The 13656-nt window shown below is 47.9% G+C and carries 9 protein-coding genes; 2 read left to right on the forward strand and 7 right to left on the reverse strand.

Going from position 1 to position 13656, the window contains the following annotated elements; genetic code table 11:
- Window positions 1-129 precede the first annotated feature (129 nt).
- The gene (locus ACUJFL_RS03240) at window positions 130-372 is read left to right on the forward strand and encodes a helix-turn-helix transcriptional regulator (RefSeq protein ID WP_001070200.1); all 243 of its coding nucleotides are present in this window, start codon (window positions 130-132) and stop codon (window positions 370-372) included.
- A complete protein-coding gene (locus tag ACUJFL_RS03245; RefSeq protein WP_445428487.1) occupies window positions 359-2101 on the forward strand; it encodes a DUF927 domain-containing protein in 1743 nt (580 codons plus the stop codon). The genes ACUJFL_RS03240 and ACUJFL_RS03245 overlap by 14 nt, the downstream gene beginning before the upstream one ends.
- A gap of 219 nt (window positions 2102-2320) precedes the next feature.
- On the opposite strand, the gene ACUJFL_RS03250 is transcribed toward ACUJFL_RS03245, so the two are convergent.
- Genes ACUJFL_RS03250 through ACUJFL_RS03280 form a run of 7 tightly spaced genes read right to left on the reverse strand, consistent with a single transcriptional unit; the run spans window position 2321 to window position 13654 of the window.
- Complete coding sequence (locus tag ACUJFL_RS03250) at window positions 2321-3790, reverse strand: protein kinase domain-containing protein (RefSeq protein WP_445428488.1); 1470 nt, start codon at window positions 3788-3790, stop codon at window positions 2321-2323.
- The gene (locus ACUJFL_RS03255) at window positions 3787-4344 is read right to left on the reverse strand and encodes a hypothetical protein (RefSeq protein WP_220089741.1); all 558 of its coding nucleotides are present in this window, start codon (window positions 4342-4344) and stop codon (window positions 3787-3789) included. Before ACUJFL_RS03255 ends, ACUJFL_RS03250 begins: the two co-directional genes overlap by 4 nt.
- Window positions 4337-6022: a helicase HerA domain-containing protein gene (locus ACUJFL_RS03260; protein ID WP_112403820.1), complete on the reverse strand. Its 1686-nt coding sequence runs from the start codon at window positions 6020-6022 to the stop codon at window positions 4337-4339. Before ACUJFL_RS03260 ends, ACUJFL_RS03255 begins: the two co-directional genes overlap by 8 nt.
- Window positions 6012-7169 (reverse strand): hypothetical protein, encoded by a 1158-nt coding sequence (locus ACUJFL_RS03265; protein ID WP_445428489.1) that lies wholly within the window; start codon window positions 7167-7169, stop codon window positions 6012-6014. The genes ACUJFL_RS03260 and ACUJFL_RS03265 overlap by 11 nt, the downstream gene beginning before the upstream one ends.
- A complete protein-coding gene (locus ACUJFL_RS03270; RefSeq protein WP_445428490.1) occupies window positions 7166-8020 on the reverse strand; it encodes a hypothetical protein in 855 nt (284 codons plus the stop codon). The genes ACUJFL_RS03265 and ACUJFL_RS03270 overlap by 4 nt, the downstream gene beginning before the upstream one ends.
- A 10-nt stretch (window positions 8021-8030) precedes the next feature.
- Window positions 8031-12317 (reverse strand): hypothetical protein, encoded by a 4287-nt coding sequence (locus tag ACUJFL_RS03275; protein ID WP_445428491.1) that lies wholly within the window; start codon window positions 12315-12317, stop codon window positions 8031-8033.
- Window positions 12317-13654 (reverse strand): hypothetical protein, encoded by a 1338-nt coding sequence (locus tag ACUJFL_RS03280; protein WP_445428492.1) that lies wholly within the window; start codon window positions 13652-13654, stop codon window positions 12317-12319. Before ACUJFL_RS03280 ends, ACUJFL_RS03275 begins: the two co-directional genes overlap by 1 nt.
- Between the last annotated feature and the right edge of the window lie 2 nt (window positions 13655-13656).

The following is a 13656-nucleotide window of genomic DNA, read 5'->3' on the forward strand; positions in this document are numbered from 1 at the left end:
ACAAACGGGGGCAAGTAGCGACCTGTACCCTCAGAAAGCTGCACGATCTGAGCATTTATCTGCCTACTGCGTCCGTTTAGCACTGGCAAACTCCTAACTGAACTTAACAGATCAGTGAGGAAGCAAACGATGAACCCAACTACACAATCATCCACCACATCAACACACCCTGCGCGTCAGCAGCGGATTTTGCGCTTGCCCGAGGTAAAGGCCAAAACAGGCTTTGGCCGCAGTACCATTTATGCCCTGATGGCCAGCGGTGAATTTCCCCGTTCCATTCGGATTGGTGCGCGTGCCGTGGGCTGGTTAGAAAGCGATATCGACCAGTGGATTGAAACCCGCCGTATCGGTGCTGCTTATGGCCGTGGATAAACCATCAGCATCAAACCAATTACCTGCCAGTGATATGCATAACAACGCGCCAACATTACCAGCTGGTTTTGCCTATAACGCGCAAAACTGGCTGGTGATGCAACCGGCAGGGCAAGATAGCCCAGTTAAAATCTGCTCTTGGCTGCAAGTTGCTGCTCGCACCCGCGATCCGCAAGGGGACAACTACGGTTATTTATTGCACTGGTTAGACGATGACAATCGCCATCGCTACTGGGCTATGCCCGCAGAATTATTGGCCGGAGACGGCAGCGAGTACCGTCGAATCCTACTCAGCCGAGGCATGCGGCTAAGTAACAGTGTCAAAGCGCGGCAGTTGCTCTCGCTGTTTATTCAACAAATGGGCGAGCTGGCCAAGCAAAAGGCCATTAGCGTGAACTGTATTGGCTGGCATCACCACGCTTATGTGCATCCGCGCCTCACCTTTTACCCAAGCGAACACAGCAACAACCCGCGCATGGTGCTGCAAACCATGCACCCGATAGAAGGCTTTATTCAACACGGAAGTAGCGACAGTTGGCGGCAGCACGTTGGCCGTTATTGTCTGGATAACCCGCTATTGATTGTTGGTGTCTGCGCTGCACTGGCTGCGCCATTGTTGCATTTGTGTGGGGTGGATGGTTTTGGTTTACACCTCTACGGTGCCAGCAGTACTGGTAAAACCGCAGCGCTGTATCCGGCATTATCGGTGTGGGGCGAACCTAATCAACTGCGCCACAGTTGGCGTGCCACGGCCAACGGTTTAGAAGGCACAGCATTAGCGCATAACGATGCCTTGCTGGCGCTCGATGAAATGGGCGAAGTTGACCCAAAAGAGGCGGGCGATGTCGCTTATATGCTTGCCAATGGACAAGGTAAAACCCGTGCAGGCAAATACGGTGAAATGCGCTTACCCGCCCGTTGGCGTTTGGTGTTTTTATCCACTGGCGAAGTGACGCTCGAAAGCCATCTTGCCAGTATCGGCAAGCGTGTAAAAGCAGGGCAGCAAGTGCGTGTGATTGATCTCAGTGCCGATGCCGGAGCGCAAATGGGCGTGTTTAACCATAGCCATGGCATGAACGCCGCCGATTTAGCCGATCACCTAAAACAGCAAAGTCGCCAACATTACGGCAGCTTGGCCTTGGACTGGTTACGGTATTTAACGCAGCACAGCGCGCAGGTGCGACCCGTTTTCCAAAACGTACGCCAACGTTTTTTAGCCAGCTTACCAGCCGAGGCCGACGGCCAAGTGCGTCGAGTTGCCGAAAAATTTGCCTTACTGGCCAGCGCTGGCCTGTTAGCCATTCAAGCCAAAATACTCGATTGGCCAGCTCAAAGTGTCGAAGCCGCCTGTTTAAGCCAGCTTAACCAATGGATACTTGCTCGCGGTGGTGTGGCCGCCAATGAAGATCAGCAAGCCATTCGCCAAGTGCGCAGTTTTATTGAGCAACATGGCGAAAGCCGCTTTACGCCGAAACAAACCGGTTACAGCAGCCAAGTACGTCAACGCGCGGGTTGGCTAGACACCAGCGGCCCACAAACCCTCTACCTGTTTTACCCAACTGGCTGGCGTGAAGCCACCGAAGGCCTAAGCCCTGATCGCGCCGCCAAAGCACTGATGGCCGCAGGCTACCTAGTCCCTGATGGCAACCGACCACAGCGAAAAGTCAGCCTGCCCGACAACACACGCCCACGCATGTACTGCGTGAAAGGCAGCATCTTGGATGACTAAAATGGCGATGAATCCTGTGTAGGCTTGTCGCCTTGCAGTGTACCGCCAGTCAACCTAAGGGCTGGGTTCAGTTTGTAGTCCATTGCAGACAATACCGCTAGTGTACTGGTTGTATATTGGCAGTGGACACAATCGTTGCGCCGTTAATTTCTCTGAGAGCACTAATTGCTTCTATTGAATGGGTCCACTTAACGATTTAACGTGAAAGCATGTTTAGACCTATATCACACCAAGCTTTGCATAAAGCTCTTTCTTTTCTTTCATACTGTTATCAGATGGCATTACACGCAAAGCTGCTTTTAAGTAAGCCGCAGCGCCTGAGTAATCGCGCATCTGTTCACAAACTAAAATGAGTTGGCTCAATATGTGGAATTTCATTGGTGTTGCTTGGTTTACTTTTTCCAATAAGGCCCTCGCTTCCGGATACTTTGCCTCAAGGCCGAGGATAGATGACTCTAAATACATAGTCGCCGTGTTTTCTTCTTCAATTTGTTTTCTTTGCAGCAACCAGAATTTAGCTTGAGTAATATTGCGTAACTGTAAGTTCACCTTAACAATCAATTCGAATAGCTCTGAAGGTTGGGCCATCTTGCCTTCAGTTAAGGTAGATTTATTGTTCTCAACAACTTTTTCAAAATCAAACAAACGGTTTGCGCGATACAAGGCAATGAGTTGTTGGTGTAAAGCTTGTAAGTCTTTACTGCGATTATATTCTTGAGAAGCCAGTTGAGCCGCTTTTTGGTAAGACTGTTCAGACATTGCATCAATCACGGCACTCGACCAATCCTGATCTGGCTTAGCCTGATACATTGGAGCAATAGCGCCAACTTTTAGTTGTTTATTGCTGGCAATATCAAATGCTTGAATCAATGCGCCAACAGTTAAATAACGATGCTGCGGCTGTTTTTGCAGGCAGGTGAGTACAACCTGCTCTAAGTCTGGATGAATAGAACTATTTATTTCTGTCGGGCGCTTAAAAGGGGCGCTACGTTGAACTTGCTGTGGAGTATCATGCGGCAAAGTTCCTGTTAATAATTGGTATAGCAGTACGCCTAAACTATAAATATCACCCAGCAACAGCTCTTCTAAGTTACCTCTACGGCTATCGACATTAGAAAACTCAGGGGCGGAATATAAAACCGTACCACCATTTTCGCGGGTGCGAACATAGATCTCTTCCGGTAAAGCTGAGCTACCGAAATCAGTCAACTTCACAAGGTCCCGCTCACCAACTAAAATATTGTGCGGCTTGATATCACCATGGGAGATAGGAACAGATAGCTCTGCCAGATATTGCACTGCACACAGTACTTGGCGATAAATCTTAAATAATCGCTCATAAGTCTGGCCAAAATTACGCTGCCTATCATCAAGTTTTTGCGCCAAAGTCTGACTTGGGAAATACTCCATTTCGATATAAAACCATTCGTTATCAATCCGGCCCATATCATAAATTTGTACAATATTGTCGTGCGGTTCAACATCTAACAGCTCTTTCCCTTCGGCTAGATGGCGATCTTCTCGCGTAATATCCTTAGGGATTTTTACCGCGACAATTTGCCCATCTTGCAAGCGCTCGGCGCGCCATACCCAGCCATGGCTGCCATCACCTAGGCATTCAAGTAATAAATATTTATCACCAAGACGCTTATTTGTCCCTGGTAAAAAATGTGCTGACTTTATATTCATATCAACACCTCATAGTGAATTCTATCCAAAGCAATAGAATTTAGATTTTTAACAAACAAGAAGCGACTAAAGACCACCTCAACCTCAGAATCTGACTGTACGAACGTGCCAGTAGAAGACGTGAACCCCGAACGACAGATCTCTTTTAGTTTCTGCGTATCAGGCGCACTCACTAAGCCTTGGCTCCATGCACTGAGAACTAAGGTTTTTGGGGAGTGTCCCCAGCGCTGAGCTGCCTCTAATAAGTTTTTTAATTTTTCTTCTAGCTTTTGTTGGCCACGAATAGAGCCATCAAATCGTTCAAATTCAATTAAACATAAAGGTGATGCCGATGCTTTATCAAACCAACCTGAATCTGAGCGAATATCTGCTCCAAAGGTACCTGGAGCTGGGCATTCCACCATTGCCATAAACGACTGTTCATGCCCAAAGGTATTCCAAACACTACAACCCAAGCTATGGACCAATACATCTTGGTCCAATAGTTTGCCGCTACTTATAAGTGGAAACATCTCGCTTACCCAAGCAACCTCAGGCATGGGTAGCTTAGCCATTAAAGGTGCCCCAAACGCGCAATACCTCAGGCGATTCGCCGCCGTGAATAAGCGCTTTACTTCCTACTTTAACTAGCAGAGGTGCAGGGATAGAGCGTCCACACACTAACGCTTCACCGGTTGATAAGCTCGGTAGTTCGTCCAAGTCGGCTTTGCTAACCATATCTGAGGCTTTAGCGATAAAGCGCTGATCGTCTGGGTTTTTCAATCGCATTGTGATCAGCGTATTGCATTGAGAGGTCACGTCTGAGTCCAATTTGGACGGGCGCTGGCTCACGATGCCAAAACCAACGCCAAACTTACGGCCTTCACCAGCAATTTTTTTAATAATGCGGTGGCTCACGGCATTGCCACCTGCGGGCGCAAAGTTATGGCCTTCTTCGTACACAATAAAGCAAGGACGAAGCGGATCTGTTTTGCTTGAAGCCGCTTTTAAAATTTCGCTCGATAGCAGTGCACAAACGACTTGTTTTGCGGTATCACTCAAGCCTTGTAAGTCGACAACCACTAAACGCCCTTGTTGATTACTTGGGCGTCCAACCATTTTATAAATATCAGTCGGCTCAGCCATTGTTGCACTGTAAAAACTTTGCGCTTCGTTCAGCACACGAGAAAGCTTCATAGACGCAACGGCAGCACTGCGACCTGATAGCGCCTTCGCTTCAGCTTCAGAGAGATCACCCCACTCTTTAAGCTCTTCAATACCATCACCTAACAAATGCCTCAATCGGTTGATATCTCGTGGTTCTACTTTATCCACTGAGCGCCAATAACGAATGGCCACATCAAGCACACGCTGCTGAGGCTCCGTTAAGCCCGGTAAAATTTCCGCAATATCGTCCATTTCAAAATGGTCGAATTGAAGGGCAAGGGGCGCGTTTTTACTGGCGTATTTATGCTTAAACGATTCATGTTGCGGCGAGTAAACCTGAATACCCGCACCCGCAGCTTGTAGCTTTTCAAAGGTTTGTTTAATGAGTGGTAACGTTTCTTGATCGCGCTTATCGTCAGTTGCATCTAACAAACTAGAGAATTGCAGGTTTCCACCAGCGAGGGCTTTACCATATTCACCATGAGGGTCAAACACCACTACAGTACCATTATTTATCGCAACCAAGCGCTCAATGATCCGGCCAACCGTGTATGACTTTCCTGAACCCGTCATTGCTAGCACAGCCAAATGCTCAGTAACCAGTTTATTTACATCTATAAAAACAGGAACCGTATTCTCACCTTTGTCGTAGCCGACCAAGTTGCCAAGGTGCAAACTAGAGTGCTCATTAAACTCGTAAAAATCACTTAAAAACTGAAAGTCCACGGTTTCAACAGCGGTGCCTGGGTTAAGTGGGCGGCGCGGGATCTTGATCTGACGAGATAGAGGGCAGCGATAGCCGACCAACTCAACCTGAGCAAACATGTTTTCACCGGTAACATTTGCTCCCGGTAAAAGCTCAAGCTCAGTCACGCCATCGCCAAAACCTGCGTTATACAACATGTTAGTACGGCTTATTTTCATTACGCGACCCAGTACCGCGACTTCGCCTTCATCTTTGCGCTCTTGATGCATAATGCGAACAAACTCACCACGGCGCACTGAAAACGAATCTTTTACCACCATAGTTAACTGGTTGGCGTCGCCGGTATTTCCGACTAATTTACCTAAAACTTTATAAGCCATTATTTATTCCCTCATCTAAACCAGCCAACCAGCCAGCTTCAATATCATTATTTTTAAGTGCACCGTGCAAACCTTGGCGATAGAACTTGGCAAATTTAGGTAAAATTCCAAGTTGTTGGTAACCAAGTAATTGCGGTAATGGCATTGCATTGCCTTTATTCTGCATATCCAGCACCATTAAGCGTGATGCCACTAAATCTAAGTCTGCACTCTGCCAATCGGGCTCATCACCGGCCAGCTGCACCATTTTTATTTGACCACTGCGAGCACTACGAAAGTGAAAGCCAATAAGTCCTTGTTTAGCTTCTGCACTAGGTTCTATGCGGTTTTCTTGTTCAGACAAACGAAAGGCGATAGTTCGAGAATAGTTACCCAAAATGCCGTTAATAAAACGCAAGTCACCCACACCTGCCAAACTTTCATCCAGTCCTGCTAGGCTTTGCATCAACTCGCTAGAAAACCCATCAGAATCTAAAATCTGCTTACGACCTTTCTCGGTTCGTAAATCTTGCTTCGCAATACTGACAATGGCACTAAAACGCTCAGCCAAAATACTAGCCAGTACAACGCCAGTTGGATTCCACGGAAACAGTTTCGAGCGATGATTTTGCCAAAATAATTCTATGGCTTGCTTGGTTTTGTCGTACTCATGCTTATGGCGAAGGTTGCGCTCCAGTGGCGCCATATCACGCGCTAAAAACAGTGGCGTATCGAGTAAAATTAAATCGCAAGGCTCTTGGCTTAACAGTTGTTTTTCAACCAACTGGTAGGCTTGGCGAATTTCAATCAAATCAAGTCGTTTACGCTGCGCTTCAAAATCAATATCGTCCAGTTCCGAGACCGAATCGCCACCTAAGGTGCTAACTCTGTTTTCATCTATCAATAAGTCGGTGCGCACCGCAGCACTGGCATAAATAAAACCACCCAAGGCTTTGTCTAGGCATGATTTAGTTGCTATACCCGCTACGCGTAAATTTACGACTGTAGGTTTAGGCACTGCTTTCACTAATCCAGCATCACGAAACAGTGGCGCTACTTGTTCAATATCACGAATTTGTTTTAGCAAACGCCCGGCGCTGCCTGGTAAGCGCAGCTGGCTATCAATGGCGAGTGATTGCGCTAAATTCATTGTTTTATTCTCATTCATTCTGATAGCGCTCCTGTGTTTAACAGCTCGTTAAGTAGCGGTGCATAGGTCCAATATTGCGATGCTTGTAAGCTGTTTTTACCGGTTTCGGTCAAACTCGCTTCATTAATAAAACCATGTTGTTGCAATATCTCACCACGGTCGGCTAAATCAAGACTCTCAACATCAAACATCAGCCTGACTGCATTATGCTCGGCAAGCTCTTTTAAGCTCATACCATTGCCAGCGTATAGCAGTAACAAAACAACCAGATCCTGCTTATCTAGTGAATAATCCGATAAATCCGGTTTTTTCTCAGCAATAGGTGCTGCTAGCCCCGCATGGTCCAAAAACCAATTTAGCCAGCTCACTAAAACCTCGGCATGGTCGAGCAAACTTAACGACCACAAAGGCAACGTCGTCACCGCAAATAAGCCACTGTTGCTGTGTTTACGTACATAGCGGGTATGCACTGCATCGCCTGCCATATGTTGTAGGCGATCTGCACTGCCAGCAAAGCCAGTAATCATTTGGTCTGTTTCACTGGCTAATAACGCGGTTAACTCAGGCTCTTGAGCGCTCAAGGTCGCCGGTGCTAATGACCAATCTAGCGCAATAGGTAGCTCAGCCAACTTTGCCAGTTGCGCTATTTGTGGATTAATAACTAACGCGGTGCAGCCCGCTTGCATGGCCCATATATACAAGGTCTGGCAAACCTCATTGTCGGTTAACTCTTCTGCTTGCACTAATAGCAAGCCGCAAGCAGGTGGTGAGTTTAGCCAGTCACTCTCAAGTGGCGTCGCCCCCGCAACCGATTGCAAAAAGCGACCTTTACGATTACTCGCCAATGTGGCTGACAAATAAATACTCATTGCATCACCTCTACAAACCCATCGCAAAAGTGAGGCGCATTTTAACTATGCCTTTAGCGACCAAACCCTGTTGCTGCTCAGGCGTTAATGCTGGCTCTTGATTTTGGCTAAGCGCTTGATAAATAGGCTGCCACTGTGCCAGTGTTAGCCCTGTGCCTTGCAAAATAGCGTCACCTTGTTGCTGCCAATCAGCCAAAGTTTTATCACACACCATCACCAGCTCACTCATCCCTAACTTGGCGACGTCGTTTAGTGTTAATTCAGCAGGTAGCGGTTGCTGCTGGGAAGCTAATAGCGGCTTTAATACCAGCAACCAGCTATTTACCTGCTCGATGGCGGAATGTTTAACATTGTTTAAACGTTCCTCTATTTTTAATAACTGGCCTTGAATAGGCGCAATTTGCCCCCGTGCCGATTTGAGTAGTTCTTCTGGTAAATCACGCAACCCCGAGAACTGGCCATTGCGTAAAGTGGTTTGCATGCTCTGGCGTTTGCTTTCAGCATCAGCGGGTAAATCCGCTATTGCATCGTCAATCAGTTGTAACTTCATGATCAGTTTCGGTAATTCGGCAATATCACTTGCGTGCTCATACTCGGCAGTGGCACTACTGAGTAATTGTTGTAGCTGTTGGGCGCGTTGGTTTTGCTCGGCTAGGTTATTCACTAACTTCTCAAAGCGCTCTTTACAATTACGGTAGCTCGCTAAAATACTGCCTTGAATTTCTGGCAGTGGCAGCTGTTGTTCAGTGTGCAGGTTTAAGCCCACCTCCAACGCTAAAACCGAAAGCTTATCCTGCGCTTTACCTAAATCGAGTTTGCGCAGGTAGTGTAATAACGTATCACTGCCAGCTTGCTGCTCTTTTTGGCCTGTGGCACTGCTGGCATCCGCTTTTAATGCGCCATCTAAAATATGGCCAATGGTGCGCAACGTGTTGGTATATAAACTTTTTGGGAAATGAGCGATCGCGGCACAGTCTGTCTCAACGTCTTTGATTAAATCGGCGAGTCGAAGATTAATACGCTCGGCACTACGCTCGACAAATTCAGCAAATAAACAGGCTTGTTCAACCCGCTGATAAAGCGACGTCGTTTTGTCTTCTAAATCAAGAATGTGCGCATCTTTAAGCGTAGGTTTACTGCTATTAAGTGGTTTAACCTTAGCGACCAAAGCCAATATCTCAGCGCGCTTATCAATAAGCCCCGCTAAAAGGTGGGCCTCATTGGGCTCGCTAATATCCTCGAGCTTTTCTTCTTGCTGCTTAAGCGCATTAAAGAGTGCCTGTGCTTTTTCTAACTGCTCTTTGGCCTCTACCGTGGCATAGCCCAACTGGTTTTTGCCCAGAGGCGCGAACACTTCATTAATGCGACCATAACCATATACGCGGCTCATCACTTCCACGTTGGCTTTGTAACTGTCCATAGCGTTACCGCTAAACCAGTTTTGCGCCTCGATAATGGCATTTTCTAAACGCGAACGTGGGTAACTTTCCCAAATGGCTTGTTTATCAGTTGGGTTAGTTAGGGTGAGTAAATTCAGCTCACCACACCACCACATCCAATCATTGAACACGCCTCTGGCGGTAATGCTGGTTTCGGCCACATAGGCAAAATAAAACTGTTGCTTAAAGCGCTCAAACTGCCACTTTTGTTGTTTGTTGGGGTGGGCAATGCGGGCTAAAAACAGCGGGATTAGCGCAGTACTGCGCTGCACATTATTCAGCTCGGTAAATAAACCCGCATGTTCATCAGCGGTGTAACCTTTGGCCATATAGCTGCCCGGCACTTTGAGTTTATCTAATAAACTGCTGAGTTCATCCACTGGCACACCATGTTGCTGCTGTAAATCCAATACACCGTTAAGTTCTGGGTGGGCAATAGCCAGCTGATACCAGCCTTTAAACAATAAGTCGCGATCAATGGGCGATAATTTACCGTCTACTTTTAGCGGCCAAGCAATTAAGCCGCGTTGTTGCAAACGCTGGCGCCACTTATGAATCGCATCATTGGCAAAGGTGCTTAACGCATGCAACTTGTTTTTAAACTTGGCGGTGAAGCTCTCAGCACTTAAGGTCACGCCATGTTGCTGGCAGGTGGCCAAACTTAAGCCGATGCGCTCTAACTGGTCGGCTTCGCTTGGGTTGACATAGTGCAGCAGTAAGGCATCGCGTAATTCATTGCTGTCATCCAAGCGGCTGTATTGCTCCATTAAATGGGCAGAGGCAGTGAGCGCCAATACGGGTGTGCGGCCACTTTGGCGGCTATGTTCAGCAGCAAAGGTATGGAGCTTATTAAGCTCAATCAGATTGCTCACCCAAGCAAATAAAGCTTTACCCTCTGGGTGTAGCTTAAAGCCTTCTAAGGTAAACAGGCCACCTTGGCGGCTTTTCGGCTCGGTCAATATCGCCAGCGGTGCGTCGTCGCTACCGGCTTTATTGCTCAGCAAGTTTTCGTCATAGCGCCAGTTGTTATCCAACAAGCGAACAAAGCCCGTTACACGGGTTAAGGCTTTAATAATCGGTTTTTGGCTGCTTTGTTTAGCCAGTTCGGCCATCGCCTGTTCGTGGCCATCACCCATGCTTGGGTCTTTAAATATCAACGAGTTTTGCTGTGCGCTGCGATAGCGCAAATCCAAACGCAATAACATCGCCACACTGGGGCCAATATGGGTCGCTTCGCTGGCATCCAGTTCGGCGGTATCACCGACTAATTTATGCCATAGGGCATCGGCGGCAAATTCAATGGCTGGGTGGTCGTACAACAGACTCAGTAAATATTTAAACTCACCCTTGGATAACGGCAGCAACACCGCGCCTTTATCACCACTGGCGGCCAGCTCTTTAATTGAAAAGGTACGCAGGTTATCGAGTAAGGTATCTAGGCTCAGTGCTTGGTCAACGGCCGGATATAACCATTCATCATTTTTACGCACAAACTTAGCTTGCTCTAACGCTTGGCGGCACTGTAAGCGGTCGATACTCAGTTTGCGGTAATAGGCCGCTATCGGTTCTTGATCTTCATTTTTCAATGCCAGTAATGCAGTGGCTTGGCTAACGTCAGCCAAACGAACCGGTAATTGGCCGTAAAGCAAACTACGACACTGGGCTAATAGGGCTTGGTCGCGGGTTTGAATACCTTCAATCGCGCCTTTATCCAGCACGTGTTTAGCCACACGGCCAGAGCCTGCCAGTACGGCTTCAAACAAATCACCCACATCATTAATGCAGCGACCTGCTTGCTGGAATTGGTCAAGCACCGCATCCACATTGGCCATCACCACGTTAAACCAACCGAAGTTAGCACCACTCATGGCATAGGCGGCTTCAACTAAACCCGCAGGATAATCAAAGCCCAGTTTACCTGCTGTTAATAGGCTGGCGACATAGTCGGATACATCGGCAAAGGCGTTGTGTTCCAGCTCGACCAATTCAAAACGGCGCGCCACCGATTGAATTTCGCGCAGTTGCTGACCCAAAAGGGGTGAACAGAGCGCCACATAACGCAGCCAAGGCAGTTTACGACGTGGATCTTCTTCTTTAATTGCTTTACCAATTAATCGAATAGCTTGACCATCAAGACGCTTGTCTTGCTCATCTTCTATACCAAAGGTGGCGGCTTCGGCGACGGTTTCAAGTTCATCGAGCACCACTAACACATACTGCACACCAAAACGTTTGAGTACGTCGTAGGCGGCTTGCACTAAGCTCACCACTAAGGTTTGGTCTGTGTAGAGGTCTTCTTCGCTGTGGTTTTTATCGAGCTCAAGCGCAGCGGCCAATAGCGCCGCGTTAAAGCCAAACGGCATTAAACGCTCATAAGCTTGTTTGGCAATTTCACTTTGAATGGAGCCATCAAAGGCTTGCGTCGCCAGTGGCAACAGCGCCTGATACAAACCAAAGGCAAACCAGTTGTCGGAGTTTTGATAGTCAGATGCCACTTGCGAATAACGAATATACAGCGCTAAGTATTTATCTTGCGCTTCGGTATTAAACAATTGCTGATCCTGCAATTGGCCTTGTTCGTCACGCACATACCAGCCCTTAGAGCAGTCATTAATTTGCGCCACCAATTCATGACCTAAACGGGATTTACCTCGGCCCCATTCGGCTTCTACCGCAAACACATGGGCAAAACGGTCGTCGTCATGGTCAACCGTATGCAAAAAGGTTTGAAAGCGTTTAAAAAAGCGGCTTTGGCCGACTAATGGATCACGCGGCGGGTAGTCCGACACACCGGTGGCGGCCCAGCGGTGTTGTTTGGCTAACTTATCAACCACCACATTATCTAATTCAAAACTCATCACAAAAATCCTTCTAGGTTTATTCTGTTGCCCGCGCTGGTGCGTTTTTTATTGGTATAGTTTGTTTGCGCCAGCTGCTTAATCGCCTGTTGTAAATATTGGCTTTTGTAGCCAAACAGCGGCGCGAGCAGCAGGCTGTAACAGGCATCGCTAAAATCTGGGTGAATGCGGTAATGGCCGGGTTCGCCTCGGCCTGCCTCGAAAAACTGCCAGATTTTTTTCGCCAGTAATTCAGCCACTATTGGGCTAAGCGCTCGGTTTAAGCGCTGCATATCTTCTGCGCTATCGGTTAGTGCTGGGTAAAGGGCAATATTCAGCTCGCTCAGTAATTGCACTAAAAACTCGGCCAAACTGCCCAAGTTCACTTCATCACCCTCAATACCTTGTACCGCCACATTAATTTGGCTTGGGGCAAAGGCGTTTTGCCCAGCGGGTAAAGTCAGCAATAAACCGCCGCGCTGTTCGGCGGCCCAGGCATCTTGCACAAAGCTCAGCAGGCTTAATAAAAACCACCACGGCTGCTGGGCAAAGTGCTGAATGTATGTCGCCTCAGCATTCACAGGCTGCGGCACCAACAACCAATGGGCATGTGGTTTAATGGGCGATTTAATGGGCGATTTAATGGGCTGCTTGAGGTTGAATTCACTCAATAAATATTCAGGCAGCGCCAATAAACGGCCGCTACACCAGTTACTCGCCAGCTGTTTCGCAGTGTTATCGATAGGTTGGATTGGCGTCAGCGCTTCGGTTTGTTCACTTAAAGCGTGCAACGTAAAAGAGGCGCGCAAAATGCGGCATAAGGCTGGAATAGCCGCGTTATCGCTGAGGCTATGGCCGAGTAAATCACGCTCTAGTTGCGAGAGTGGCCCAGCGATAAGTTGTGGATGAGCATCAGTTCTTTCTAGCTGCGCCAATACCCACTCACTGACATTGCCCAATTGCTGGATAAGTTTAACCAACACTTGCGGGTCGCTCATGGCGCCTGCTTCACTGCAGCGTGCCGCTGCTAAGTTAAGCCAATGCTCGCGCACTTCTGCGTTTAAACCGAGTAGCGCCAATTGCCATTCACCTAATTGGCTCAGTTCGTTGTGTGCATTCAGCAAAGGCGCGCTTAGGCAATAGGCGTTGATCTCTTCTTTTAAATCATTTTCTGTATCGCCAACAGCACCCGCCGCAAGTGGCTGTAATAGGTTTTTAAGCGCAGGAATAGCACTCAATAATGGTGCTGTTTTATTGGCCGCTAAGCCGCCGCTTGACCAAAGTTGGTCAAGCAACTGGCAAAGGCTGTGCGCCGCCTCATGGCTTAACGGGCTGCTTGCGTGAGTGCTCGCCACCATGC

The organism is Alishewanella sp. HL-SH05, assembly GCF_052655985.1.

What these genes read in the sequence shown, in the direction of transcription:
- ACUJFL_RS03240 (WP_001070200.1), top strand. Translation starts at nt 130, where the DNA reads ATGAACCCAACTACACAATCATCCACCACATCAACACACCCTGCGCGT.
- ACUJFL_RS03245 (WP_445428487.1), top strand. Translation starts at nt 359, where the DNA reads ATGGCCGTGGATAAACCATCAGCATCAAACCAATTACCTGCCAGTGAT.
- ACUJFL_RS03250 (WP_445428488.1), bottom strand. Translation starts at nt 3,790, where the DNA reads ATGAATATAAAGTCAGCACATTTTTTACCAGGGACAAATAAGCGTCTT.
- ACUJFL_RS03255 (WP_220089741.1), bottom strand. Translation starts at nt 4,344, where the DNA reads ATGGCTAAGCTACCCATGCCTGAGGTTGCTTGGGTAAGCGAGATGTTT.
- ACUJFL_RS03260 (WP_112403820.1), bottom strand. Translation starts at nt 6,022, where the DNA reads ATGGCTTATAAAGTTTTAGGTAAATTAGTCGGAAATACCGGCGACGCC.
- ACUJFL_RS03265 (WP_445428489.1), bottom strand. Translation starts at nt 7,169, where the DNA reads ATGAATGAGAATAAAACAATGAATTTAGCGCAATCACTCGCCATTGAT.
- ACUJFL_RS03270 (WP_445428490.1), bottom strand. Translation starts at nt 8,020, where the DNA reads ATGAGTATTTATTTGTCAGCCACATTGGCGAGTAATCGTAAAGGTCGC.
- ACUJFL_RS03275 (WP_445428491.1), bottom strand. Translation starts at nt 12,317, where the DNA reads ATGAGTTTTGAATTAGATAATGTGGTGGTTGATAAGTTAGCCAAACAA.
- ACUJFL_RS03280 (WP_445428492.1), bottom strand. Translation starts at nt 13,654, where the DNA reads ATGGTGGCGAGCACTCACGCAAGCAGCCCGTTAAGCCATGAGGCGGCG.